Source organism: Weissella minor (assembly GCF_001437425.1).
Taxonomy (GTDB): domain Bacteria; phylum Bacillota; class Bacilli; order Lactobacillales; family Lactobacillaceae; genus Weissella; species Weissella minor.
Genome location: NZ_JQCD01000009.1, coordinates 40,812 through 65,914, shown reverse-complemented (window position 1 = coordinate 65,914; position 25,103 = coordinate 40,812). Strand labels below are relative to the sequence as shown.

The 25,103-nt window shown below is 38.1% G+C and carries 31 protein-coding genes and 1 tRNA gene; 10 read left to right on the top strand and 22 right to left on the bottom strand.

Translation table 11 applies throughout. The features are described from left to right. Positions 1-98 precede the first annotated feature (98 nt). The 5 genes from IV67_RS00820 to IV67_RS00800 all read right to left on the bottom strand — a co-directional run bounded on the left by IV67_RS00820 (position 99) and on the right by IV67_RS00800 (position 3,297). Positions 99-1,088: a lipoate--protein ligase gene (locus IV67_RS00820; RefSeq protein WP_057786165.1), complete on the bottom strand. Its 990-nt coding sequence runs from the start codon at positions 1,086-1,088 to the stop codon at positions 99-101. 117 nt (positions 1,089-1,205) lie between these two features. Continuing rightward, positions 1,206-2,129, bottom strand: coding sequence for an EamA family transporter (locus tag IV67_RS00815; protein WP_057786163.1), 924 nt, complete (start codon positions 2,127-2,129; stop codon positions 1,206-1,208). 138 nt (positions 2,130-2,267) lie between these two features. Next, complete coding sequence (gene rpmA, locus IV67_RS00810; protein ID WP_057786161.1) at positions 2,268-2,579, bottom strand: 50S ribosomal protein L27; 312 nt, start codon at positions 2,577-2,579, stop codon at positions 2,268-2,270. Positions 2,580-2,606: 27 nt separating this feature from the next. Further along, the gene (gene rplU / locus IV67_RS00805; RefSeq protein ID WP_057786159.1) at positions 2,607-2,909 is read right to left on the bottom strand and encodes a 50S ribosomal protein L21; all 303 of its coding nucleotides are present in this window, start codon (positions 2,907-2,909) and stop codon (positions 2,607-2,609) included. 187 nt (positions 2,910-3,096) lie between these two features. After that, a complete protein-coding gene (locus tag IV67_RS00800) occupies positions 3,097-3,297 on the bottom strand; it encodes a hypothetical protein (RefSeq protein WP_057786157.1) in 201 nt (66 codons plus the stop codon). Between the two features lie 202 nt (positions 3,298-3,499). On the opposite strand from IV67_RS00800, the gene IV67_RS00795 reads away from it, so the two are divergent. Continuing rightward, a complete protein-coding gene (locus IV67_RS00795; RefSeq protein WP_057786155.1) occupies positions 3,500-5,473 on the top strand; it encodes a CDP-glycerol glycerophosphotransferase family protein in 1,974 nt (657 codons plus the stop codon). Between the two features lie 39 nt (positions 5,474-5,512). Here the strand turns inward: IV67_RS00795 and IV67_RS00790 are convergent, their stop codons facing one another. From IV67_RS00790 to IV67_RS09170, 5 genes are all read right to left on the bottom strand, one after another. Continuing rightward, positions 5,513-7,756 (bottom strand): ATP-binding cassette domain-containing protein, encoded by a 2,244-nt coding sequence (locus IV67_RS00790; RefSeq protein ID WP_057786153.1) that lies wholly within the window; start codon positions 7,754-7,756, stop codon positions 5,513-5,515. A 22-nt stretch (positions 7,757-7,778) separates the two neighbouring features. Beyond that, positions 7,779-8,144: a TIGR02328 family protein gene (locus IV67_RS00785; protein ID WP_057786151.1), complete on the bottom strand. Its 366-nt coding sequence runs from the start codon at positions 8,142-8,144 to the stop codon at positions 7,779-7,781. A gap of 104 nt (positions 8,145-8,248) precedes the next feature. Continuing rightward, positions 8,249-8,377 carry a hypothetical protein gene (locus tag IV67_RS09540; protein WP_269082749.1) on the bottom strand — a complete coding sequence of 43 codons (129 nt, stop codon included), beginning with the start codon at positions 8,375-8,377 and terminating at the stop codon, positions 8,249-8,251. A 14-nt stretch (positions 8,378-8,391) separates the two neighbouring features. Continuing rightward, on the bottom strand, positions 8,392-8,748 hold the full coding sequence (locus IV67_RS00780; RefSeq protein WP_057786149.1) for a VOC family protein: 357 nt from the start codon (positions 8,746-8,748) through the stop codon (positions 8,392-8,394). Between the two features lie 21 nt (positions 8,749-8,769). Then, on the bottom strand, positions 8,770-8,922 hold the full coding sequence (locus tag IV67_RS09170) for a hypothetical protein (protein ID WP_157050260.1): 153 nt from the start codon (positions 8,920-8,922) through the stop codon (positions 8,770-8,772). A 385-nt stretch (positions 8,923-9,307) separates the two neighbouring features. Here IV67_RS09170 and IV67_RS00775 point away from each other — a divergent pair, with 385 nt between their 5' ends. The 5 genes from IV67_RS00775 to IV67_RS00755 are packed head-to-tail and all read left to right on the top strand — an operon-like array spanning position 9,308 to position 12,811. After that, the gene (locus tag IV67_RS00775; protein ID WP_057786147.1) at positions 9,308-10,618 is read left to right on the top strand and encodes a PTS sugar transporter subunit IIC; all 1,311 of its coding nucleotides are present in this window, start codon (positions 9,308-9,310) and stop codon (positions 10,616-10,618) included. A 17-nt stretch (positions 10,619-10,635) separates the two neighbouring features. Continuing rightward, on the top strand, positions 10,636-11,724 hold the full coding sequence (locus tag IV67_RS00770; RefSeq protein WP_057786145.1) for a DUF871 domain-containing protein: 1,089 nt from the start codon (positions 10,636-10,638) through the stop codon (positions 11,722-11,724). A gap of 10 nt (positions 11,725-11,734) precedes the next feature. After that, complete coding sequence (locus IV67_RS00765) at positions 11,735-12,058, top strand: PTS sugar transporter subunit IIB (RefSeq protein WP_057786143.1); 324 nt, start codon at positions 11,735-11,737, stop codon at positions 12,056-12,058. A 3-nt stretch (positions 12,059-12,061) separates the two neighbouring features. Next, positions 12,062-12,370 carry a PTS lactose/cellobiose transporter subunit IIA gene (locus IV67_RS00760; protein WP_057786141.1) on the top strand — a complete coding sequence of 103 codons (309 nt, stop codon included), beginning with the start codon at positions 12,062-12,064 and terminating at the stop codon, positions 12,368-12,370. 60 nt (positions 12,371-12,430) lie between these two features. Next, positions 12,431-12,811, top strand: a complete 381-nt coding sequence (locus tag IV67_RS00755) for a nuclear transport factor 2 family protein (protein WP_057786139.1) — start codon at positions 12,431-12,433, stop codon at positions 12,809-12,811. Between the two features lie 29 nt (positions 12,812-12,840). Here IV67_RS00755 and IV67_RS00750 read toward each other — a convergent pair whose 3' ends face one another. Both IV67_RS00750 and IV67_RS00745 read right to left on the bottom strand, forming a co-directional pair. Further along, the gene (locus tag IV67_RS00750; protein ID WP_057786138.1) at positions 12,841-13,032 is read right to left on the bottom strand and encodes a hypothetical protein; all 192 of its coding nucleotides are present in this window, start codon (positions 13,030-13,032) and stop codon (positions 12,841-12,843) included. A 10-nt stretch (positions 13,033-13,042) separates the two neighbouring features. Then, entirely contained in the window at positions 13,043-13,723 is a 681-nt protein-coding gene (locus tag IV67_RS00745) for a CPBP family intramembrane glutamic endopeptidase (RefSeq protein ID WP_057786136.1), read from the bottom strand. 283 nt (positions 13,724-14,006) lie between these two features. Between IV67_RS00745 and IV67_RS00740 the strand changes: the two genes are divergently transcribed. Next, on the top strand, positions 14,007-15,062 hold the full coding sequence (locus IV67_RS00740) for an ABC transporter permease (protein ID WP_057786134.1): 1,056 nt from the start codon (positions 14,007-14,009) through the stop codon (positions 15,060-15,062). A 3-nt stretch (positions 15,063-15,065) separates the two neighbouring features. Continuing rightward, positions 15,066-15,737 (top strand): ABC transporter ATP-binding protein, encoded by a 672-nt coding sequence (locus IV67_RS00735; RefSeq protein WP_057786132.1) that lies wholly within the window; start codon positions 15,066-15,068, stop codon positions 15,735-15,737. Between the two features lie 56 nt (positions 15,738-15,793). On the opposite strand, the gene IV67_RS00730 is transcribed toward IV67_RS00735, so the two are convergent. After that, positions 15,794-16,435, bottom strand: coding sequence for a FusB/FusC family EF-G-binding protein (locus IV67_RS00730; RefSeq protein ID WP_057786130.1), 642 nt, complete (start codon positions 16,433-16,435; stop codon positions 15,794-15,796). 242 nt (positions 16,436-16,677) lie between these two features. Here IV67_RS00730 and IV67_RS00725 point away from each other — a divergent pair, with 242 nt between their 5' ends. Further along, a complete protein-coding gene (locus IV67_RS00725; RefSeq protein WP_057786128.1) occupies positions 16,678-17,436 on the top strand; it encodes a MerR family transcriptional regulator in 759 nt (252 codons plus the stop codon). A 100-nt stretch (positions 17,437-17,536) separates the two neighbouring features. On the opposite strand, the gene IV67_RS00720 is transcribed toward IV67_RS00725, so the two are convergent. From IV67_RS00720 to miaA, 7 genes are all read right to left on the bottom strand, one after another. Then, positions 17,537-17,610 (bottom strand) — tRNA-Arg (locus tag IV67_RS00720). A 64-nt stretch (positions 17,611-17,674) separates the two neighbouring features. Next, positions 17,675-18,184, bottom strand: a complete 510-nt coding sequence (locus IV67_RS00715; RefSeq protein ID WP_057786126.1) for a hypothetical protein — start codon at positions 18,182-18,184, stop codon at positions 17,675-17,677. Between the two features lies 1 nt (position 18,185). Beyond that, positions 18,186-19,499 carry a hypothetical protein gene (locus IV67_RS00710; protein WP_057786124.1) on the bottom strand — a complete coding sequence of 438 codons (1,314 nt, stop codon included), beginning with the start codon at positions 19,497-19,499 and terminating at the stop codon, positions 18,186-18,188. Further along, a complete protein-coding gene (locus IV67_RS00705; protein WP_057786122.1) occupies positions 19,492-20,370 on the bottom strand; it encodes a hypothetical protein in 879 nt (292 codons plus the stop codon). Before IV67_RS00705 ends, IV67_RS00710 begins: the two co-directional genes overlap by 8 nt. 135 nt (positions 20,371-20,505) lie before the next feature. Then, positions 20,506-21,849: a type I glutamate--ammonia ligase gene (gene glnA / locus IV67_RS00700; protein ID WP_057786120.1), complete on the bottom strand. Its 1,344-nt coding sequence runs from the start codon at positions 21,847-21,849 to the stop codon at positions 20,506-20,508. 28 nt (positions 21,850-21,877) lie between these two features. After that, on the bottom strand, positions 21,878-22,216 hold the full coding sequence (locus IV67_RS00695; RefSeq protein ID WP_057786118.1) for a MerR family transcriptional regulator: 339 nt from the start codon (positions 22,214-22,216) through the stop codon (positions 21,878-21,880). 63 nt (positions 22,217-22,279) lie between these two features. Continuing rightward, complete coding sequence (miaA, locus tag IV67_RS00690; protein WP_057786255.1) at positions 22,280-23,203, bottom strand: tRNA (adenosine(37)-N6)-dimethylallyltransferase MiaA; 924 nt, start codon at positions 23,201-23,203, stop codon at positions 22,280-22,282. A gap of 85 nt (positions 23,204-23,288) precedes the next feature. Between miaA and IV67_RS00685 the strand changes: the two genes are divergently transcribed. Continuing rightward, a complete protein-coding gene (locus IV67_RS00685; RefSeq protein ID WP_057786116.1) occupies positions 23,289-23,471 on the top strand; it encodes a DUF3042 family protein in 183 nt (60 codons plus the stop codon). 58 nt (positions 23,472-23,529) lie between these two features. Here IV67_RS00685 and IV67_RS00680 read toward each other — a convergent pair whose 3' ends face one another. Together IV67_RS00680 and IV67_RS00675 are read right to left on the bottom strand one after the other, a co-directional pair. Further along, positions 23,530-23,934 carry a rhodanese-like domain-containing protein gene (locus IV67_RS00680; RefSeq protein WP_236698222.1) on the bottom strand — a complete coding sequence of 135 codons (405 nt, stop codon included), beginning with the start codon at positions 23,932-23,934 and terminating at the stop codon, positions 23,530-23,532. A gap of 152 nt (positions 23,935-24,086) precedes the next feature. Then, positions 24,087-25,064 carry an ROK family glucokinase gene (locus tag IV67_RS00675; RefSeq protein WP_057786114.1) on the bottom strand — a complete coding sequence of 326 codons (978 nt, stop codon included), beginning with the start codon at positions 25,062-25,064 and terminating at the stop codon, positions 24,087-24,089. Between the last annotated feature and the right edge of the window lie 39 nt (positions 25,065-25,103).

The window sequence follows — 25,103 nt, the reverse complement described above, 5'->3', positions numbered from 1 at the left end:
GTTACATGCACACATAACAACTTCTTGCTCAATACAACGAATGCGATTAACCCATAAAAAAAGCGATATGAAACTGACGCTTCACATCACTTATTTAACTACGCTTCAATCAAACTCACAATTTCTTCATTCGTAATTGTACCAAAATATTGTAACTGATTATTTTTTTGCTCAAGCACTGCTAATACAGCATGCTTGTTAAATGGAATCCCCTTAAAGTCATCCGCAATATCACGCCATTCTTCGAGACCCAGGAAATCACCGGTAAAATCAATTGCCTGAATTAAGCCATGTTCGAGATTAACGGAAATTCCTAATGTGCCACCAGAAAAGCGCTTTTGATTATGAAAATCAGAAGCTGGTGATTCCCCATACGTCCATTCCCACTTTGCAAACTGATTATTCCGAAGGTCCAGGATGCTTTGCTTCTGCTCATCGGTCAAAATAAGTTCACCATCAGCCCCGTGGTTGGTCAATTCATCCATCAAACCTTCATATAAATCTTCAAATGATAAGTCGGGTTTAATATCACGAATCATCCCCACACGACTGCGCACTGACTTAGCGGCCTTTGACACGAATTTATCATCCGAAACGTGTAACGCACGCGTCATTGTATCCACATTCACGTCGTACATCAATGTTCCATGATGCAAGACATAACCATGCTCAAGTCGTTGCGCATTACCTGATATTTTCTTACCATCAACGAGTAAGTCATTCCGTCCTGTCAGCTCTGCTGGAATGCCCATATCCTGTAACGCTTTAAGAACTGGCTTAATAAAGGTGCCAAAATCAATTGTCCCGGTCTTTGATGTCACGGGTACAAACAGACTAAAGCATAACACCCCTAAATCGTCATATACGGCACCACCACCAGTTGCACGTCGCACAACATTAATATTTTTTTCATCAACAAAATCCTGATTAATTTCAGCATATGTGTTTTGATTACGTCCAATAATAATGGCATTATCATTACGCCAAAGCGCAAAAATTGGTTCATCAGCCTTCAAATTGCTTAATAACCAAGAGTCCATTGCGATATTTGTGACAACATCCGTTCCGAAATACGATACATAGCGCATAATAATCCTCCAATATTCAGTAACCTTATAATTCTATTTTAAACGCAAATGAGAATTAATACAGGTATATTTTATTGTTAATGTACCAAATAAAAAAGCAAACCGAAATGGCCTGCTTTATAGTGATCCAATAATTGCTAGCAGTGTTACGACAACCAGGATAATAAATTCAGACTTATACAGCTCTTCTTTTAAAATCAAATGGCTAAAGACCACACTATACAAAGAAGTCATATTCAAGAAAATCCAAGCAATTCCAGATTCACTTGACGATGTCGCTAAAGTGAACGTTACCTGTGCTAGCACTGTCAAAAATGCACGCGAACCGTAAATCAAAATAACTTGCTTTTTTGAAATCTGTGCCGGGGTCCGATGCGTTGATGCTTTCAAGTACTTGGGGACAAGACTGACGAAACTAATTCCCAATCTGATATAGATTGTAAATAAAGTAAACGCCATTAATGTATAGATACTGTGTGATACACCTGTCACTAACAAGGGTGAGACACACGCCTGAAAAACAATGATGGGTACAATGATTAAACTAGCTTTTGTCATATTGCTAAGCTGTGCTTGCAATTGATTCCTTTGTTTCGCCAAATTCAACGACACATAACCCAAAGTAAAAACTAGTAAAGTTGATAAAATTGAAAATGAATATTGGTACCAACTAAAATAACCAGTCGTTACAAATAAAGCAACTGGTATCAGCACATCCGAGCTTTTACTCACAATGACTGCATCTAAAACCGTCAATCTCTTATAGACAAAGCTATAACCATAAGCTACCCCTTGTACCAATAAGGCATATAAGAAAATATTCATCCAGCCTGACAGCGTTGTTAGAAAACGAAAATCAGCTTGCCTGCTAATACTCAATAAGACAATGGTTGCCACAATCGCCGCCAGTAAATTATTATAAAAATTTACTGTTAATGCTGACTCTTTTCGATAACCCATCTGATATCGATCAATCACGCTAATAACACCACGTGAGGCTGCAGAAATAATTGCAAACATACACAAAACAACAATACTCATTGATTCTCCCCACACCGTATTAGTCTATAAATAATTTAAAACACTTTATTTTATCATATTCATCAAATGTTTTTTTATGCATAACTAAACAAAAAAAGACTTACCAAAACTAATTGGTAAGTCTTTATTTAAGTTTAATTACTTAGCGATAATTTCGTTGTATTCTTCACGAGAAACAACAGAAACTTGGCGCTTGTCACGGCCCATACGACCGAACTTTACAACACCATCAGTCAAGGCGAACAAAGTATCGTCGCCTCCACGACCAACGTTTACACCTGGGTAGATGTGAGTTCCACGTTGGCGGTAAATGATTGATCCGGCCTTGATGTCTTGACCATCTGCACGCTTCGTACCTAGACGACGTCCAGCTGAGTCACGACCATTGGCTGATGAACCTCCACCTTTGTGGTGAGCAAGCATCGTCAAGTTGTTCAAATTCAATTCCATGATTTAAATCCTCTTCTTTCCGATGTCTTAGGCAATGGCGTCAATGACAACCTTAGTATAAGGTTGGCGATGACCTTGCTTTGAGTGTGAGTGCTTCTTTGGCTTGTACTTGAAAGTAACAACCTTCTTTTCCTTACCTTGCTTCTCAACAGTTCCAGTTACTGATGCACCTTCAACATAAGGTGTACCAAACTTATCGTCAACAAAGACGATCTTGTCAAAAGTAACCTTTTCGCCAGCTTCGGCGTCTAGCTTTTCGACATAAATTGTATCACCAGCGGCAACCTTGTATTGCTTACCACCAGTCTCAATAATTGCATATGCTGCCATGAGTCTGCAGACCTCCTATAAAAATTAATGCTATTTCTAGCGACAACTTAGACTCACCGTGCCCGCGGGTTTCCCACTTAGTACAGGCGACGAATGGTTGCAGTTTGTGGGTCACACAAACACAACATGATTATTATACATAAATCCCACTTCTGTTTCAACTATAATTTACTGTTTTTTGTTAAGTTTACTTGCCTTTAGGCCAAACAACTGCAGCTAACGTTAAAATTCCTGCACCGGTGATGCCCCATCCCAAATGTCCTTGTGGTCGATTATAGGCGAATACGGGCATTTGATTCCCAAAGGTCCCTTGATAGATCTGCCAACCCGCAAAGCATAGTAACCCAAACCAACTTAATCCTGCTAACACTTGCAACAATTTTCGCATACACGTTCCCCACCTATCCGTCTTAGTTACATATATTATATATCTAATACTTTGAAATAGCGCACTCTCCAGAATAATTCATACCAATTCAATTAAAGGTTAATGAAGCATTAAGCCTGACCAAAATCGATTTATTATTTAAATGACAAATTGTACAATTAAAAAGTACAGGTTGAATGACATCGAAAGGAAGTGCACAAACATGCCGGCATACGTTAAGGCCCATTTCTCGCAAGGGCAATTTATTATTTCAAGTGAAATGGTCTTACCAAGTCTTCGAATCCAAGGTATTAACTCGGATACTTATTTTTCAGATGAGGGGGCGCACACGTATACCATTTCTGACACACAAGTTACGAGTTTCTTGCATTCAGAAAACATTGTTACCGCACGTTTAATTTATGGTTCAGATGCTGAGCCACAGACAATTGATTTTCAGGTTGACAATTTTTTTGTGCCTGAAAATAAATTAACCGCTAATGTTGGTCATGACCGCCTTTATCTTTTCATGGATGAACAAGAACAATTAGCGTTTTCAATGAATGCATTGCCTTCGGGGCAAGCCTTATTCGAAAATGCAACGCTAATTGCTTTTGAACAAAATCAAAACAATATCAAATTAACATTAGATGTTTATGCTAAGTCAGTCGCTCCTTCAGCGGTCCAAATTTTGATTGGCCATGAAGAGAAGCAACAAATTATGAAAGTTGCGAGTGCTACAACCTCAACTTTTGATATGGGACAAGGCACATTTAAAAGTCGTGTCTTAGCTGAATTCTCACCGACTGATATTGCGCGTGAATTTGATGAAATCCCTTCCGTTCAAAAGAATGGTGCCAAAACAGAAAATACTTTTTGGATTGAGATTGATCAAGACCATCAAGATATTGCACCCGTTGTCCAGCCTTTGACCATTGAAAAAGCCACAGCATTAACGGATGCTTATACAAACTATGACCAACAGTTGTGCATGTTGATTCAACCAACCCTATTAGCGACACAACAATTAGCTTATGCTGCTAGTTTTGTACCGCAAGAATTACAAATTCAACTTCAAGCCTATCAGGCCAAACATCCAAACTCTGACCACCCACGTACGGGCAAGCGTCCAGTCATTTTAATTACTGAACGGGTCACAGAAGCACATGACAATGGTAGCGTGATGTTTAATTACCTGAATAAATATCATGCCAAAGACTTCGATACTTACTATGTCATCACTAGTGAATCAACTGAGCGTGAGAATTTGGACCACTACGAAGATCATATCATCACGTTCCAAACGCCACGCCATCTTGAATTATTCTTAATGGCTGATTTATTCTTATTCACGCACGATGTCGAAAATTTGTTACCTTTTGATTCTAATTATCTAAATCAAAAAATTACGCAAACACCAAAGATTAACTTACAACACGGTATCGCTGGTCTTAAAGCACAAGCGGTCCGTGAAAAGCCAGCCGTCAATGAACAAATTGTGGTTAGTTCTGATCGTGAAGTTGAATTCGTTGAAAGTGAGTTTGGCTATAAGCGTAATCAAATTTTACTAACCGGACTTCCCCGTTTTGATGAATTGTTGCGAAATCGCATGTGGTCAACTTTCAAAGCCCGTCGCCACGTCTTGATTATGCCAACGCGTCGTCGTAAATTAATGGATGTCACTGAAGATGAATTTAAAACAAGTTTATTCTATACGACATACATGCAATTAATTAATAACCCTGAACTTAAAGCACTCGCCGCTGAAAAGCGCTTGCAAATTTCGTTCATTCTACATCCTGACATGCGTGAATACCGTCATTTGTTCCATTCTGATTTTGTTAAAATTTTAGAGAACAAACGTCGTAAAGATGTGTCAGACTTACTTCGGGATAATCAAATTATGATTACCGACTACGCCAGTGTTAGTTTTGATTTTGCCCTACAAAACCGACCAGTTATTTACTATCAATTTGATGAACTGGTTGAAAATCGCCATTTTGATATTGACCCTCACGATATTGTGGGCCCAGTTGTCGATAATGAAGATGATTTATTGTTCTCCTTAAAGAATGCGGTTAAGCAAGAACGTTTAACGAATGCCCAACGTTCACAAGTGCCAGAAAACATTTACAAACAAATGGATACAAAAGCACGTAAGCGTGTCACGCAAGCGATTAAGAAAATCCTGAAATAAAAAAAGGTTCGAACGACAATGCAGTCGTTCGAACCTTTTTTATAGATATTGACCTGTCACTGACTGTTTATCTGTTACGGCAGCTGCAGGTGTTCCTGTATAAATAATCTGACCACCAGCATTTCCGCCGGCCGGTCCCATATCAATCATCCAATCCGCTTGTCGAATAACATCAAGATTATGTTCAATCACAATGACCGTATTTCCGCGATCAACTAAACGATTTAAAATATCCAAGATTAAACTAATATCTGACATATGCAAACCTGTTGTTGGCTCATCTAAGACATAAATGCCATCTTTTCCAGCTAACTCCTTAGCTAACTTTAAACGTTGCGACTCACCACCTGACAGGGTGCTTAAACTCTGTCCGAGGCTCAAATAACCTAGTCCAACATCTACTAATTGTTGTAACTTTTTAAGAAGTGGCTTCGCTTCAAAATAATCTAACGCATCCTCAATCGACATATCCATAACGTCTACAATATTCTTATCTTTATACGTATATTGTAAGACCTCGGGCTCATAACGTGTTCCATGACAACGTGGACATTCTACATCATTTTGATCCATATATGATAGGTTCAATTGTAGTTTTCCTGTTCCATTACATTCCGTACAAGCACCCTTTGAATTATAACTGAAGAAACCATTATCAACGTCATTTGAAGTCGCAAATAACTTTCGAATCGCTGTCATCATATCCATATACGTCGCTGGATTCGAACGACTATTGGTATGAATTGGCTTTTGGTCAATATAAATAGCTTCAGGATGTTCCATTAAGAACACACCTTTAATCAGCGAGCTCTTTCCTGATCCAGCCACACCAGTTAACACGGTTAGCACCTGTTCTGGAATTGATAACGCAACATTTTTAAGATTATGTAATTCACTTGGCTGGGTGGTAATGAAATGCTCAGGCTTACGTGGAACTGGCTTAAAAGGCAAAGCCTGTTTTAAAGAACGGCCGGTTAACGTGTCTGATGCTAATAATTCATCATAAGAACCGGTGAACATAATTTCACCACCATGGACACCAGCTTTAGGTCCGACGTCTACAATATAATCTGCAATTTTAATCACGTCCGGGTCATGTTCAACAACTAAGACCGTGTTCCCGATATCACGAATTTGTTCCAATAATTCATTCATCCGGTGGACGTCTTTCGGATGCAAACCAGTACTTGGTTCATCAAAAACGTAAATCATATCCGTCAAACTACTTGAAAGATTTTTAATCATCTTCACACGTTGTGATTCCCCACCAGATAATGTACTGGTTTCACGGGTCAAATTCATATAACCCAAACCAATTGAAATCAAGCTGTTTACTCGGGTTAAAATGCCGTCAATCAAGCCTTGGGCCGAAGCTGGCACGGTTAATTTAGGTAATGTTTGTGCTAATTCATCTAGCTCTAAATTGGTTAAATCATAAATCGAATAACCATCAATTGTTGAATTTAAAACGGCTTGGTTATAACGCGCCCCACCACAGGTTGGACATGTTTCAGCAATGCTAAATTCGTCCATAATTTTTGCTGATGTCTTTGTTTGTTCCTTATCCGTCTTCACTTGGGTCCGGATAAAGTGATTCACGAAACCTTCATACGTCACTTCAAGCTTTGATTTTTTATAAGTGATTTCGACTTTTGTTTGTTCACCATATAAGAATTGATGCCATTCTGCATCAGTATAATCCTGCAAGGCTTTATCGTTGTCGAAAAATCCTGATTCAGCAAAAGTCCGCCATTGCATCCCATCAACTTTATAACCAGGGTAGATAAATGGTCCTTCATTTAAAGATTTCGTCTTATCAAAGGCAGCGTCAATATTTAAGGTAATGATGCGCCCTAAGCCCTCACATGTTTCACACATCCCCTGTGGATCATTAAAGGAATAGAGATTAGCATAATCACCCAAATGTGGCTCAGCTACGCGCGAGAATAAAATTCGGAACAATGAATTAATGTCAGTTGTCGTCCCCAGAGTTGAACGCACATTACCACCCATTGCTTTTTGATCCACAATAATAACGGGCGAAATACCATGAATATCATCGATATCTGGTCGTTTATACTTTGGTAAAAATGTTCGAACGATTCCCGTGTAAGTCTCATTCATTTGACGCCCTGACTCTTGCGCAATTGTATCAAAAACAATTGAAGATTTACCAGAACCTGAAACCCCAGTAAAAATAGAAATTTTATGTTTTGGAATTTCTAAGCTAACATCCTTTAAATTATTCTCACGTGCATGGGTTAAAGTAATCATTTCATCCATAATCTCGTCCTGTATTTTCTTTTTAATTAAGTTCAATGCCCTTCGCGGCTAAATTCCGCAAGCATTCATCCAAATAAGCATCATCATGTTCTGGAAAAATAGGTCTCGTTAAAGGAACCGGCGTTAGTTCTGCGTATGCCGCTAATTGTTGTCCACGATAATTTGGTTGATCCCATTTCACTTCATGCTGATAACCACGCTTTGTCATCTCTGCCATCACGAGTTGATGGTACTGAAATAATTTATAAGGTGAATGTAAAAAGACATAATTGACCGTTTGATGCGGTCTTCCCCAGCCTTTGCCACGCAAGGCACAACATTCACGATGTTGTCCTAACAATTGTTGGCGTGGCAGCTTGGAAATCAATTTTTCATGCCATAAACGCATTTACTCATCCTCCTGAACCCGGTCTGTTGGTGACAGCCAGCTCGTCATTTCCCACATCGCATCTTCGTTTGCGTTAAAGGTTCCACATATTCTTTTTGAGCGTCTTAATTAGCCTTGTATTGCAAAAAATGATGTTGTCCAAAAGAAATCTGATGTTGTCCAAAAGAAATCTGATGTCGCAAATAGGTTAAGGCTAATTGATAACGTGCTGGAGTTGGTTGCCAATATGTCATAACCTGACCGCCACTTATCCTTTTGCCACAACGAAATAATGACCATCTGGATCTGGAAAGGCAAAGGTTTGTGTGCCATTAACCTCAACAATTTCCATCGCTTGTGCCATACGTTCGTGTAATTCAAAAAAATCAGTCCGATACAACATCAGTGAAGGCACATTATCTGCGACTTCTGGTGAATATTTTGTAATAAATGCTTTATCAAACAAAGACAACTCAATTGTTGGCGCTAGCCCCAACACAATATTTTTGTACCCTTCTTGCAAATCAATTTCTTCAACAATATCCGCTTGAAAATTCTCCTGCCAAAACATTGCATGTTGCATCACATCACTAACATACAACATAATTCTTACTTTATTTTGCATAACTCTACTCTCTTTTCACGTTTACCACGCCATATAAATAATTGCACCAATCAGGAAAACCAACCCAACTAAAGTCAAGATTCCCTTCTGCTTTGCAGACCCTTTACCCTGTACGCCAAACATCAAACAAAGCAAGGCAATGACATACAATATAATTAATATCCCAATATCCATCATTTCATCCTCTTATGCTTTTCTTATTTCCATTATAAGCCGAATCATAATTCTCTGTGCAAAAAACTTAATACAGTAAGCTAATGGCAATCAAGACAAATTTTTTCAATATTTTTTCTACCATGTTTTATTTCATAACCTTAGCGAACAGAAATCAAAAAAAGCCCTCTAAATTGGTATAGACTAATTTGTTTAAAAAGTGCACTATCCCTTAAATATATCAGCCCTATGAAACCGATTGCGCCTAAACCCATGGTATAGATTGGGGCACATTAAATTTTTTATAAAAGGCTAGCTTTTCGCATTGAAAGCGGTTACATTAGTAATTGTACAGGAGGTATTGTCAATCAGACAGACAATACATTAGGTTTTTGGAGGAAACATTATGAATGATAAAGTTACACACTTTCTGGAGAAGTATTTGCAACCCATCGGGGTCAAATTAGCAGCAAATAAACCTCTAAATGCAATCCGTGATGGAATTGCATTGAGTATGCCCCTTGTTATTGTTGGATCAATGGCCTTATTGATTGCCAATGGTTTTTCAATCGAACCTTTTAAAAATTGGTTAATCGATACAGGTATCTTTGATTGGCTCGTTAAGATTGTCAATTCGAGTTTCGGTTTAATTGGTTTGGTGGCCTCATTTGGAATCGCCTATCGTTATGCTGAATCACATGGTACAGATGCTTTATCCGCTGGAATCTTGTCATTAGCAAGCTTCTTCTTGGTAACACCTGACCTACTCAGTGCTGGTAAAGAGCCACAAACTGGAATTGCTTACAGTTTCTTAGGCGCTGGTGGTCTTTTCGCTGCAATTCTGGTTGCCCTTATTAGTACAGCAATCTTTAATTGGTTTGTTAAGCATAACATTCGCATTAAGATGCCTGCAGGGGTCCCACCTGCAGTTTCAAATTCATTCGCTGCCCTTATTCCAGGCTTTGTCATTCTTATCTTCTGGGGACTTGTTTATGCCGGTCTACAAATGACACCATTCGAAAATATTCATCAAGTTTTGCAAGTGCTTCTAGGTAAGCCACTAGGTGCCTTCGGTGGTTCACTAATCGGTGCCATTGTCGTGACAATTCTAACGTCATTGCTTTGGTTCATTGGAATTCACGGTGGTAACATTACCGGTGCCATCATGAGTCCAATTTGGTTGGCTTTGATGGCTGAAAACTTAAAAGTTTATCAAAGCAACCCTGGCGCAGTTATGCCCCATATCGTTACACAACCATTCATGGACTTCTTCGTCTATCTTGGTGGTGGTGGTGCCACACTTGGCCTAGTCTGTGCCATGTGGATTGCTGCAAAATCAACCCGTTACAAGACATTAGAAAAGCTTATTACGCCCCCTGGTCTCTTTAATATCAATGAACCAACGATGTTTGGTGTTCCAGTCGTTTTGAATGTTAGCTTAATTATTCCATTCGTCTTTGTCCCAGTTATCAATGCCATCATCGCCTATGTTGCGATGTCAACTGGCCTTGTTCACGCAACAGTCGGTGTCGTTGTCCCTTGGGTCACACCACCAATTATTTCTGGTTTCTTAGCAACAGGCTCACATATTTCAGGTGCTGTCTTACAAATTGGACTACTTGTCCTCGACACGCTCCTTTATCTACCATTCATGAAGACGATTGACCGGATTGAATTGGCCGAAGAACAAAAAATTGCTCAAAAAGAAGTCGCATAAAAACGAGGTACACGAATATGCATGAACTAGGTGTTTCAATTTATCCGTCAAAATCTGAATTTGATGAAATGAAAAATTTCTTAGATGATGCCCATCGCTTTGGCTACACTAAAATTTTCACTTCATTATTGGAAGTCACCGGAGATGCTGACGATGTCATCAGCCGTTTTCAAGCGATTATTGACTATGGAAATAGCCTAGGCATGGCCACAACCATTGATATTAATCCAAAACTATTTCAACAATTAGGCATCACTTATGATGACTTAAGTTTCTTTGATCAATTAGGTGTTACATCCGTTCGTTTGGATGAAGGATTTACTGGGTACGAAGAAGCCAAAATGACTTATAACCCCTATAATCTCAAAATTGAAACGAATATCTCTCGTGGCCAACATTACATTGATATGATTTGGGACTTTGGTCCGAATCCTCGAAACTTAGTCGGTTCACACAATTTTTATCCACAAATCAGAACTGGGTTACAGCAAGACTATTTCTTAAATGCCACAGCGCGTTATAAGCAATATAATCTTGAAACTTCTGCATTCATTGACGGAGAAACCGGCACAGTAGGGCCTTGGCCCGTTTCAGATAAAATGGTTTCAATGGAAGCCCAACGTCGCATGTCAGCCGCTAGTCAAGTTCAATTAATGAAGCAGCTCAATACAATCGATAATCTATATATCAGTAGTTCACTTTTGAGTGCGGCTGAATTAGAACAAATTCGTTTGGCTTACGACACGCCTTATCCCGTTTTGGAAGTAGCGTTAGCGGATGACTTAACCCTTGTTGAAAAACAAATTATTCTTGATGAAATCCACCTCTTCCGTGGGGACTTCTCTGGATATATGATTCGCTCGAGTCAACCACGTGTCAAATACGCCAAGGAAACGATTCCGGCCCAACATTTGGATGATATTCAAGTTGGCGATATTGTCATCGGTAATGATTCATTTGGTCAATACAAAGGTGAACTACAAATCGCCCTACAACCTTGGGAAAATGATGGTCATTACAACCGGGTTGGACATATTGCAGCAAGTAACCTGCCCGTGCTAGAGACCATCAAGCCTTGGCAGACATTTAAATTAACGCAAAAATAGGAGAATTATTATGGCTGATAAAAAAATTATGCTTGCCTGCGCCGCAGGTATGTCAACTTCACTCATGGTTCAAAAAATTGAAGAGGCCGCTCAAGCAGCTGGTAAAGACTATGAAGTATTTGCTAAGTCAACGGCTGATGTTGAACGTGAGCTAAACGCAGAACGCATCCCTGATGTTGTGTTACTTGGTCCTCAAGTTTCATATCTTAAGAATGAAATTAAAGCAAAGACTGATGCTAAGGGTATTCCAATGGACGTTATGCCCATGATGGACTATGGCATGATGAACGGTGAAAACATTCTTAAATTTGCCGAGAATTTGATGGAGAACTAGCTCATGGATGAAGCATATATGCAGGTTGTCATGAGTATAATCATGCACGCCGGAAACTCAAAAGGTTTAGCTCATCAAGCACTAGACGCCGCTAAACAGGGTGATTTTGACGCTGCTAGTGACTATATGAAGCAAGCAAACGATGCACTCGCAGATGCGCACAATGTGCAAACCGACCTATTGACCAAAGAAGCTCAAGGTGAGCATACCGAAGTTAATTTATACATGGTTCATGCGCAAGATCATTTAATGAACGCCATTACTTACAAAGATTTAGTTGGTGAATTCATTGAGCTTTACCAAACAAAATAATTGATTAATAAACCCATGTCTATGTTGTATAGATATGGGTTTTCTTGAAAGGATTAAAGGATGCTTTTAAACCCACGCTATGAAATCATTCATAGCTACTTCAAGGCTTGGATATCACATGATTTCAGTCATATTGATGATTACTTTACAGACAATTGTACTTATCGTGAGTGTTATGGCCCCGTTTATGATAATTTGAATCAAATTAAACAGTGGATCACTGACACTTCTCAGACACAAACCGTCCTAGCATGGGACATTCATAATATTGAAACGACGGATCAATCAAATATCGTTGTGACTTGGACCTTTCATGCCACAACTGACCGGTCTACTGACTTATTTGATGGCATTTCCATGATTTCATTTAATCAAAATAAAATGAATGAAGTTATCGAATATGCCTGTAAATATGAAACTTATCATCCCTATCAACAATAAAAAAGAGCAACCAGCATGGTTGCTCTTTTTTATGACTTTTTGTTATTCAATTCAATCATTGTTGAAACACCAGCGAAAACAATTAATAAGCCTAGTAAAACGGGCCAATCATGCCATGTAAAATCAAATTTACCACCATTTCTCATAAAATTAACCAAACCAAAGGCAACCGCGATACCAATAAGATTGATCATAAATTGCTTAATTCCATTTTTAATCATCTGTCTCCCCTTATATAAATGTATTTAATAACATTGTCAATCCAATCACTAGTCCGTCCTGGAACAAGTGTAAATAGATGCCACCTCTTAAGGAATCCGTTTTAAACCATGCTAATGTTAAAAATATGCGCATGATTGCAACTGTGATGCAACTGACCAGATTAAAATCATACACAAAAACATGCATCAATCCAAAAAGGACAGAGCCAACTAACAAAGTCACCGCAAGCCCTAATTTTTTAGATTTTAAGCCACTATAAATTGGTAAAAGCACACTTGCCATTAATGCTTCTTCACCCGTTGCGCTCACGAGATTTTCCAGATAGGTGATTAAACCAGCGAACGTTGCAAAACTAAAGCTTTCAGGATCACTTTCTAGCAAAACATGTTGTTCCGCTTTCATACCCAATCCACTAGACATAAAACTGGTTACAACGCCTACTGCTATCATCATGAGTAAATACAAGCAGACTAATTTTTTTAAGTATGGTTTGTGCATTGGTTGAAATAACTGTTTTGTTTGCGGCCATCCATATACGGCGTATAAGCCACTTAATCCAAAGGCCCATGTTGCTAACCATGTTAAAGGCCAATTATCCATAAATGACGCAATGAAATAGCCAACAATGAATAAAAATGGGATTAACCACAAACTTTTATGATTCGTAATCTTAATATCTTGTATTTTCATAGCTTCTTCATACCTCACTATCTACATTCGTTATACACATTCCTAACACTAATAGCCAGCGAATTACGGTAAAATTATTATAAGAATCGTCAATATGCACACTTCTGGTTGATATAAAAAAACAAAAATGCGCGATAAAACTTTCTGTCAGGTTAACTAGCTACATCAGATTTCATATCGTTTTTTCTTTTTTAAAAATAATTGACACCGTGTCATTTTAGGTATATGCTACTATTTGTAATTGACACCGTGTCATTTAATTCAAATAAAGGAAGTATCTACTATGTTTTTAGCCCTACATGAAATAAAATATGAAAAATTACGCTATAGTCTCATCATTGCCGTTATTAGTCTCATTACCTTTCTTATTTTTATCATTAGTGCGTTGGCCTTGGGCTTGGCCAACGAAAATACTGATGCCATTAATAGTTGGCAGACTAAAAGTGTTTTACTAACTAAAGATTCAAATGGCAATATGGGTCAATCGCTAATGACCCCCGAAGAACTTGACCCCTATACAAATGACAAGCATCAAGCCATTGTCGGGATTACCCCCACGACATTGAAAGATAAAAATCATAATGAATCGATTCAATTTATTGGTCTAAAACCTGATGAATATATCGCTAAAGAATTGCAACTAAATTCAGGAAAAAAGCCCACGCAAAAAAATGAAGTTCTGATATCAGATAAACTAACTCATTATCAAATTGGCGATAAAATTCAGTTAGGTCTCGATTCACGTAAATACACAATTTCAGGAACCGTTAAACATGCCAAATATAATATGGCACCAGTTGTTTATGGCGCCCTATCAAATTGGTCTACCATTAAAGGCGTTAATCCACAATACTTAGGTAGTGGCGTTATTTCAAAAAAAGACCAATCACTAAACGCAGTCAACGATAATTTTAAAGTGCTAGGTAAATCAGCTTACCTCGATAAGCTTCCCGGCTATGCCGCGCAGAATTCAACCTTTGCCTTCATGATTATTTTCTTAATTTTAATTTCATTGATTGTCGTAACCATTTTCTTGTATATTTTAACGATTCAAAAGCGGCCAAACTTAGCTGTATTACGTGCCCAAGGCATCCCTAATACTTATTTACTACGTAATACTCTTGGTGAAACATTTATCATTATGAGCTCCGCAATTATGATTGGTGCTATGTTTACAATACTCGTCGCATTATTCATTCCTGAAACCGTTCCGATGTACTTTAGTCTAAAGCTGAGTCTTGGTGTTGCAGTCGGTATCCTAGTAACCGGCCTCATTGGATCGTTAATTCCCATCCGGATTATTTCAAAAATTGATCCCGTATCTGTTATTGGAGGGTAAACCATGACAACATTAGCACTAAAACATGTCAATAAAATATTTGGATCTGGTTTAAGTCAGGTCACGGCGCTTCAAGACGTTAATTTTACATCCGAAAAAGGAACATTAACGCTGATTCTTGGTCCCTCTGGTTCTGGAAAAAGTACTTTATTAACGATTCTAGGGGGGCTCCAAAGTTCTACTAACGGAGAAGTTTTAATTAACGATGTGAACGTTAATCATTTGTCCGCCAAACAACAAGAACAACTTCGTTTGAACCAAATTGGTTTTATTTTGCAGGCTTATAATCTTGTTCCATATCTAAAAGTGCAGGAACAGTTTGAACTGGTTAATACTGTAAAAAATGATAATTTATCCGAAAAATCATTTTCAACGATTATCGATAAACTAGGAATTCAAAATTTATTACAAAAGTACCCATCTGAACTCTCTGGTGGACAAACGCAACGTATCGCATTAGCACGTGCGCTCTATCCTAATCCAGACATTATTTTAGCAGATGAGCCAACCGCCGCCTTAGACAGTGAACGCGTCATTACTGTTGGACAGCTTCTCCAAGATATGGCTCATATACAAAATAAAGCAGTTGTAACGGTCACACATGATACACGTTTAGAACGTTTTGCTGATCATATTTACAAACTCGTTGATGGACACTTAACACAAGTTAAATAATAAAAAAGGGTCGTACGCTTATTAACTGCGTACGCCCCTTTTTTATGCAATTGTATTTATACTTTAGTCACAGAGTCTGTAAAATCATATAAGTGTTCTAATTCTATCAATTGACGGTTACATTCATCTGTATGACGGCAAATATAATTACCACGTTTTACGTAATTACCATCTGCGCCTCGTTGCTTAACCTTCGTCGAAAATAAGGATACATTTCCAATGTTTTGACATACTGCGCACAGTCCATTAACGATTTGAATATCAAAGTCTCCGGTCACGCCATGTAATTTGCCATTGCGGTCTGGTAAAATTAAGAATTTTTTTGCGTTTCCTGTATCATTAATTCCTAAATATGATGCTTCATATAAGTTAACCGTTTCTGATTCAAAATCTGGCACCTTTTTAATTTTCTTAAAAAGTTTTTCAATTTGCTTATGACTAGGTATTTCAAAAGCATTAACTAATGACTCCAAATCTAACAACGTTTTTTCTGCATTTTGATGAGAACATGAAACTGAGTCCACAATCTGAACAAGTTGTTTCCACTCATTTGTTTCGTCAATTCCATACTGTGTCCCTAACGCAAATGTATCTTGCTTAAGTACATTGACGACATTTTTATCATTTACCGATTTATAGGCACTGATTAAATTTTGAATTTTTATTTTAATATCTACATATTCATTTGGTTTAAGCATTTTTTCATCCTTTATTTCCATGGTGATTATTCACAATAAAAGACACTAGCCGCTTGATGAGTTGCCAACTTCATCACCCTCTTTCACAAACTTTGTTTTTTTATTATACGCTTATCGATTTAGTCGGCATAGTAAATAAAAAAAGAATATCGTAAAATACAAATGATTCATCATAAAAACAAATTTTTTCTTGCCCTTAACGTCACGTCAACCTTTAAAATCATTTATGAAAGGAGGCCGACATGTCTGAATACACAATCAGTGAGTTAGCAAAACTCTCAAATGTTACCACTCGAACTTTACGTTACTATGATCAAATCGATTTATTAAATCCGAATTATCAAAATGCATCTGGGTTTCGTATCTATACACAAGTAGAAGTTAATAAATTACAGGAGATATTATTTTACCGCGAAATGAATATCAATCTTTCTGAAATTAAATTACTACTCGAAAATGATGAACCTACTCGCTTACTCATCTTGCAAAAACACTGCCAAAGCTTAATTGATGAACGTAAACACATGGACAACATGATTCAAACAATTGAAAAGACGATTAAGACGTATAAAGGAGAAGAAAAAATGACTAATACTGAACGCTTTGAGCACCTCAAAGCTACTGCCATTCAACAAAATGAAGAACTATATGGTGAAAAAATGCGAGAAGATTATGACGCTGATATGATCAAGAAAAGTAATCAGAAATTTTTAAGTATGAATGAAGCACAATATCAAAGCTTTAAAAAGTTGGAAGAGGATATAAAGGATTTACTTATTCAAGCCATAAAAAGCAATGATCCAAGCTCACCAGATGCCGTAACTCTTGTCAAAAATCACGAACAATGGATTCGTATGACTTGGCATAGCTTTAGTCCAGAAGCTTACTTAGGGCTAGCAGATCTCTATATTGATTCACCAGACTTTAAGGCATACTACGACAAAATTGTACCAAATGGTGCACAATTTCTGCATGATGCGATTCATGCCGCTTACAAATAAAAAATAAAAGCCTGCCAGATTGGCAGGCTTTTCCTATACATAAAACTAAAACAATTTTCAAATGCAGAGATTTAATACGGTTTATCAACTTTTTCAAATATGGATCCAGTGGGGTTCGAACCCACAATCGCTCGGGTAGAAACCGAGTGCATTATCCAGTTATGCTATAGATCCAGCTAGATAGCTTGCCGAAGGCAACTATCTTATTATTATAAGTCGAAAACCGTACTTGTACAAGTTAATTTTCGACTAACAATACTCTTTTTACCGCAGCATCAAGCTTTTCTGGTTCAAGTGCTAGCTCATTCAAACCTAGCTTTAAAAATGAACGCCAAGCATGCGAAAAATCATCTTGTCGCTTTTGATGATAACTATTTAATAGCATTGTTTTAATGCCATCAAATTGATGCATCAAGTTTCGCTGTGGAAAGCGACTAAAGGCAACTAAATCTGCATCCTCAAGAACCATTAAATGCGTCCACTGCTGCTTCAAACTAATCAATAAAAATTGCGTCAATGCCTGCGCATAGACATCAACCAAATCTTGATGCGTATCCATCTGAACCCCATAGGGTGTGTCCGCATTCACTGTTTGCGTTTGAACCATCAATTGACTTAACGTGATATCTAGATTTAGATAATCATTTAAAATCATATCGTCACGTTTAATCGGACGTTCCCAATCACCACTAACAGCTCCGAACATCGTTCTCGCATCACGTAAATAAGCCGCAAAATCTAACAACATGTTATTTTTCCGCAGGATTTGATGATGAATGGACAGCTTCACCAATTTCATCGTCAAACGACTTCTTAGGTGTTAACTGCGTTACTGAAACTGACTCAGAAACTGACGCTTCGGATTGACTGGTCTCAGCTGAGGTTACGTCAGCACCAACAGACGTGGCATTCTCCGAAGCATTTCCAGTTGCAGCAGCACTTTCTGCCTTAGCTTGTTTTGCTGCTTCAGCTTCTGCAGCGGCCTTTTGTTCTGCCGCTTTTTGTTCTGCCGCTTTTTGTTCCGCTGCTTTTTGTTCACGTACCTGCTTTTGAAGCGCCTCAATTTCACTTGGCAACATTGGCGTTAAGCCTTGTTGCTCAGCAAAAATGGGTTGAATATCCTGCTTTTCAGATTGTTGCACCGCAAATACAAGCTGATCATATGCAATTTCTAGCGTCTTATTCTCTGACAAATACCATTTTGCAATGAAATCATAAGACAATAGAATATCAAGCCATGAATATTGATCACGACCATCAATTACTTGGAAGTGCCAACGTTGTGCGCCCAAAGCATTCGCATCATTCACAAAGAAAATTCGAATTTCTGAATGATCGTTCAATGAAATTGCAGCACCATTTGGAATTCCTTGTAAGAAATAGCTTGTATCAGCTGACAACACAAACAATTTATCCAACATATCTTGTGGTTGTGCATGTTGAATCAAATTATAGATATAATCATCACGTGTTTCTAAGATATTGAAGTCAACAGCATAACCAAAGACACGCTCCATATAACGTCCAAATTCCGTAAGCAGATTGGCGATGATTTGATTTTGTTCAATCGTCACACCCTCATTGGCAAAATTAGCGACGAGCAAATCAACAATTGCACGAGCATTAAATTGAATTTGCTTGCGTTCCATTGACCAGTAGAACAAACGTTCGCCACTTGTCAACTCAACAAAATAAGCCCCACCATTTTGGTCCTGATTTGTCTCGAAAGCAAAGGCAGCAGGCACGTTTAAATCAGTCATCACCAACGTAACTTTTTCTGACTCAATTGGCAATAAAATGCTGTATCCAGCCACACCACTTAATTCCATAAAGCGATCCATTGCAATCAAGTAATAGTCTTCATAACTATATTGACGTGGTACTTGGACCCAGTTTGTGCCTAAATTAGAATGAATTAAGGCTTCAGCAACACCATGAATGGTCTCTGGATCGGTACTTTCAATCAAGGTATTTGTATCATTCAAGTTCTTTTGAATTACTTGAATATCCTTGTTGAGCAAGCCAACATAATTTCCTACACGATTTTGTAATTGATTAGGCATTCACTTGACCTCCCTCTTTAGCGGCAAGTTGCTTAACATAGTCAACATACAATGACTTTACTTTAGCTTCAAAAGCTTCAAAAGTACCAAATGTTTCATTGATTGCACGTTGTTCATAAATTAAAATCGTATCTTCCTTTGAATAAGCTAAGATTTTATTATTATTAGCTTCAATTTGCTCTGGTACGCTAGCAGCTTTTTCATCTTGCGCATCAAGCTCCTGTAACTTGCCTTTGATTTCATCACGTTCTTCACCAGAAGGACGATTGAAGAAACCACCACGTTCATCCAACTGATCCAAACGTGTTTCCAATTCTTTACGCTGTTCATTACGTGCATTTTGATTTTCAACCAATGCTTGTAATGATTCATTATCTTTCGTTAATCCATCAATATCATCCGTGTGAAAACGCTTGGCTTCACCATTTAATTTAACTGAAGCAACCAACTTATCATATTCTTCAGCCTTAAATTTAAATTGCACGTTGATTGGGTCTAGGCGACCGAAATAGGCACGATCCCACCAATTACCAAAATAAACATCAAAGACGCCCAGGGCACTCTCTTGGTAATAGAAAAATGGGAATACCTCAGATAAATGTGCAATCAGTTGTTCTGACAGATGATGGCTTAAATCAGGTTGTAAATCAGAAACCAACGTTGCCAAAGTGCGATTGTCATCAGCATGCTTCACTTCACGAATTAATTCATTATACTTTTTGCTATTAATTAATTCATATACACGGCGGTCATTATGTTTATTTAGGGCTTCAGTGACATTCTCTACATAGGCCACCTTTGCATTCAATTTATTGTTTAAAACTTTTTCATTATTCGGAACTTCAGTCTGAATATAGGGCGTACTTTCCATGGTTCATCCCTCCAAATTGGTTATTGTGTGTTTAATTACATTTATACCTCTTTATCATACCGCTATATAGGCAAAAAGTGCTCCATCTTAGCTAAGATGAAGCACTTTTTTAAAACATTTAGAAAACTTTTATTTTTAATATTGTTCTAGGTAATTATCCAATTCCCATTGTGAAACTTGTTGACGGAATGAACGATATTCAAGACGCTTGGCATCCACAAATGTACGTGACATTGTAGGACCCATTGCCCCCTTCACAATTTCATCTTCTTCCAAATGATCAATCGCATCTAGTAGCGTATCTGGCAAATCGCGAATTCCCGCCTTACGACGTTCCTTCTCATCCATTAGATAGATGTTTTGATCTACTGAATCAGTTGGTGTCAATTCACGACGGATACCATCAAGTCCTGATTCAAGGATAGCTGCAAAAGCTAAGTATGGATTTGCAGTTGGATCAACAGAACGCAATTCAAGACGTGTGCTTTGTCCACGTGAAGCTGGCACACGCACCATTGGTGAACGATTTGAACCTGACCAAGCAACATAGACTGGTGCTTCATATCCTGGTGTCAAACGCTTGTATGAGTTAACTGTTGGATTTGTGATTGCAGTATAGTTTTGGGCGTGTTCCAAAATACCACCCAAGAACTTATAGGCTGTTTCAGAAAGCTTTTCTTCTCCATTTTCGTCAAAGAAGACATTCTTACCCTCAGTGAATAATGACATATTCACGTGCATACCGTTACCGTTGATACCAGCAACTGGCTTAGGCATAAATGTTGCATAAAGCCCGTGCTTACGAGCAATTGTCTTAACAATCAACTTAAATGTTTGAATGTTATCAGCTGCTTCCAAAGCATCTGCATACTTAAAGTCCACTTCGTGTTGTCCTGGAGCTACTTCGTGGTGGGCTGCTTCAACTTCAAAGCCCATCTTTTCCATCTCCAAAACAATTTCACGACGTGTATTTTCACCTAGGTCCAATGGTGCTAAGTCAAAGTAGCCACCTTTGTCATTCAAATTGGTTGTTGGGTTACCATTCTCGTCTAATTTGAACAAGAAGAATTCTGGTTCAGTTCCCAAATTAAAGTTTGAATAACCCATGGCTTCCATGTCCTTCAAGACACGCTTCAAGTTACTACGTGGGTCACCCACAAATGGCTCACCATCAACATTGTGAATATCACAAATCAAACGTGCAACTTTACCACCATGTGAATCTGTTGCCCAAGGGAAAATCATAAATGTATCTAAATCAGGGAATAGATACATGTCTGATTCTTCAATTCGCACAAACCCTTCAATTGATGATCCATCAAACATTGCCTTGTTATCTAAAACTTTTTCAAGCTGTGAAATTGGTACTTCAACATTTTTAATTGTTCCAAACATATCTGAAAATTGTAGACGTAAAAATTCTACATTTTCTTCTTGAATGAGTTGTCGAATATCATCTTTAGTGTAGTGCTTATGCATGAATTAATTCTCCTCTATCGTAATCCTATTAGTGCAACTGATTATCAAAACGACCAATCCGCAATAATTCATCTGCAAAGACTTGACGTAAATCTGTCCCCTGTTCTTGTAATGCTTGTCGCTTTCTTTTTGCATCCATATCATGAATGTCAGCAACCGAATAGCCAGCATCCATAAAATCCGCAATTTCAATGAGGCGATCAATATCCTCTAATGAATAGCGACGTTGTTTGCCATTTCCACGTTCAGGATTTACCAAGTTTTGTTGATCATAATAACGAATTTGGCGGTCAGATAGACCTGTTAACTCCCGAACAACGCTAATTGGTAAAATTGCCAAATCACGTTTTAATTCTCGTTCAGACATCTATCAAACCTCCTATGCACTTACTATACCATATTGAGTTCTATATTAAAAATCAAATGTTAGCTAACCTAACATAAACTCTTTAACATTCTGCTTTACGATATCTAATTGCTCAGGATATTGGACTAAATCAAACCATTCAATATCTGGAATCTGATTGTTAAACCAAGTCAATTGACGCTTAGCATACCTTCTAGAAGCCTGTTTTAATTGGTCTTTACCACTTTCCAAGCTTTCTAATCCATCCATGTAATTGAAAAGTTCTTTATAACCAATAGCCATCTTAGCAGTTGCTACATCGGGTAATGTTTGCACCAATGCAACCTCTTCCAGCAAGCCTTCTTCCACCATCATATCCACTCTTTGATTGATTCTGTCATATAGAACACTGCGTTCTGTATTTAGACCAATTATCTTAGCATCATATAAACGCTTCGGTTCTGGTTGCAAACTAGAGAAAGGTTGTCCCATTTGCTCCGAAATTAATAAGGCTCGCTTTAAGCGTCGAATTTGCCCTGGCAAAATGCGATTGGCACTAATTGGATCGACTTGCGCCAAGGCCGACCTCAATGGTTCTTCCCCTTGCGTTTGAACAATCTCATCCCATTTGTCTTCAAATTCAGCATCAGGTTTTTCATCGATATTTGCTAAAGGTCGATCGCCCAACAAGGCTTGAACATAAAATCCAGTTCCACCTACTAAAATTGGTGTATGACCACGTTCGGTAATTTCATCAATTTCTTTACGCGCCCGCTCAATAAATTTAGCAACGGAATAATTTTCAGTTGGTTCCACTAAGTCCAACATATGATGCGGTGCAATAGCTTGTTCCGCTGCTGTGGCTTTAGCTGTTCCGATATTCAGGTGGCGATATACTTGCATTGAATCACCGGAAACAATTTCACCCGCAACAACTTGCGCTAAAGCCAATGATAAGGCTGTTTTCCCAACAGCCGTTGGCCCAACGATTACAATTAATTTTTGCATTTTTAGTCCTATCATCTATAAATTCTTTTAATTTGCGTTTAGTATGTTAAAATAATGATAACAATAAATTGGAGGATTAACCATTATGAAGAAGTTCGGAATTGGTTTACTTACTGGTGTTGCTGGTACAATTGCTGCCGCAGCTGCTGCTGGTTTTACTTATCACAAGATTGAAATCGAGCCATTGGAAGAAGAGCAAGCTAAGTTTGATGAGACTGAATTCAAGTCAGCTCGCAAGGCCGCTCATTCACACGGTTCACGCTACTAAACATTATAATAATATAAATAAAGAGATGTGATGAATAGTTTCATCACATCTCTTTTTTCTATACCGTTTCATTTGATTTTGTTCGACCTTCATAAGTCGCAAAACCATTCTTTAAGATATAAATATTATCATATCCTTCTTTTTTCAACGTCCGAGCAAGACGTGACGCAAATTGCATATTTGTGTCATAAAGGAATACCGGTTGATCTTTACGAATTGCCGTATGATTTTCTTTTAACATGCTATATGGTACATTGCGAGCTCCAAATACATGCTTTGATTTAAATGAATCACCATCACGTAAATCAAAAATTTGATGTCCTCGACTTTGTTGTTCAAAGTCAGTATCATCAAGCACCGTTGAGCTTTGCTTAGCTATATAACGTGTCCAGAACCACATTGCGGCGGTCCAACCAACCCAAACAAGTAGAATTGTTAATAATAACACCCAAAACATATTCATTGTTTGTTCCTCCTTTCAGTTAAATTTATTCGATTCGTAATATCTAATACTTACTAATTTTACCAGTTTTTATACCGTAACGCTGAAATCCCTTTCAATTTTTAAAAAATTTTAGATTTCAATAAAAAAAAGCCCTTACAGGCTTTTTTTATTTACATTACTTCACGATCACTTTGCAAAGCAATTGATGCAGCACCATAGGCTCCTGCATCGTTTCCAAGTTCAGCCAACTTCAACTCCGTTACATCACGTGTTGGTTGGAAAGCATACTTTTGGAAGTTTTCTTCTACACGGTCCAACAAGAAACGACCAGCAGCTGAAACACCACCACCAATGATAATTTTAGTTGGGTTAAGTGTGTTTGCCAAGTTCGCACATGCTAGTCCAAGGTAATGTCCAACCTTGTCAACAACTTGATTAGCTAAGTAATCACCTTGCTTTGCAAGATCAAAAACAATCTTTGATGTCACTTCATCACCATTGTCGATCATTTCCTTCAAACGGGCATTTCCAACATATGATTCAGCTTCTGTTTGTGCCAAGTGTACAACACCAGTTGCTGAAGCATATTGTTCCAAACATCCCTTGTTTCCACAAGTACATTGGAAACCATCTGGTTCAACAATAACGTGTCCGATTTCACCAGCAGAACCAGCGGCACCGTGGACCAACTTACCATCAAGGACAAGTCCACCACCAACACCTGTTCCAAGTGTGATGAAGTCCACATTTGGTTCATTGTCTCCAGCACCACGCCATTGTTCTCCAAGCGCCGCACAGTTCGCATCATTGTCCAAAGTTACTGGTAATCCAGTTCCAATTTCCAATTGTGTTCGAACATTTTGTTCAGCACTCCAGTTAAGATTGTAAGCGGCACGAACAGTTCCCTTATCAAAATCAATTGTTCCAGGAGTTCCCATTCCAATTCCGATAACTCGTTCACGATCCAATTGGAATAATTCCAAGTGATGATTAATTGAATCAATAATATCAGGCACGATGTGTGCCCCTTCATCTAGAATATTTGTTCGAATTGACCACTTTTGTTGGATATCGCCTTCTTTAGTTAAAATAGCAAATTTAATTGTTGTTCCGCCTAAATCAACGCCGATTAATTTGTCTTTTTCCATGATAGTTATCTCCGAAAATTATTTAATTTGTAGTTTTCT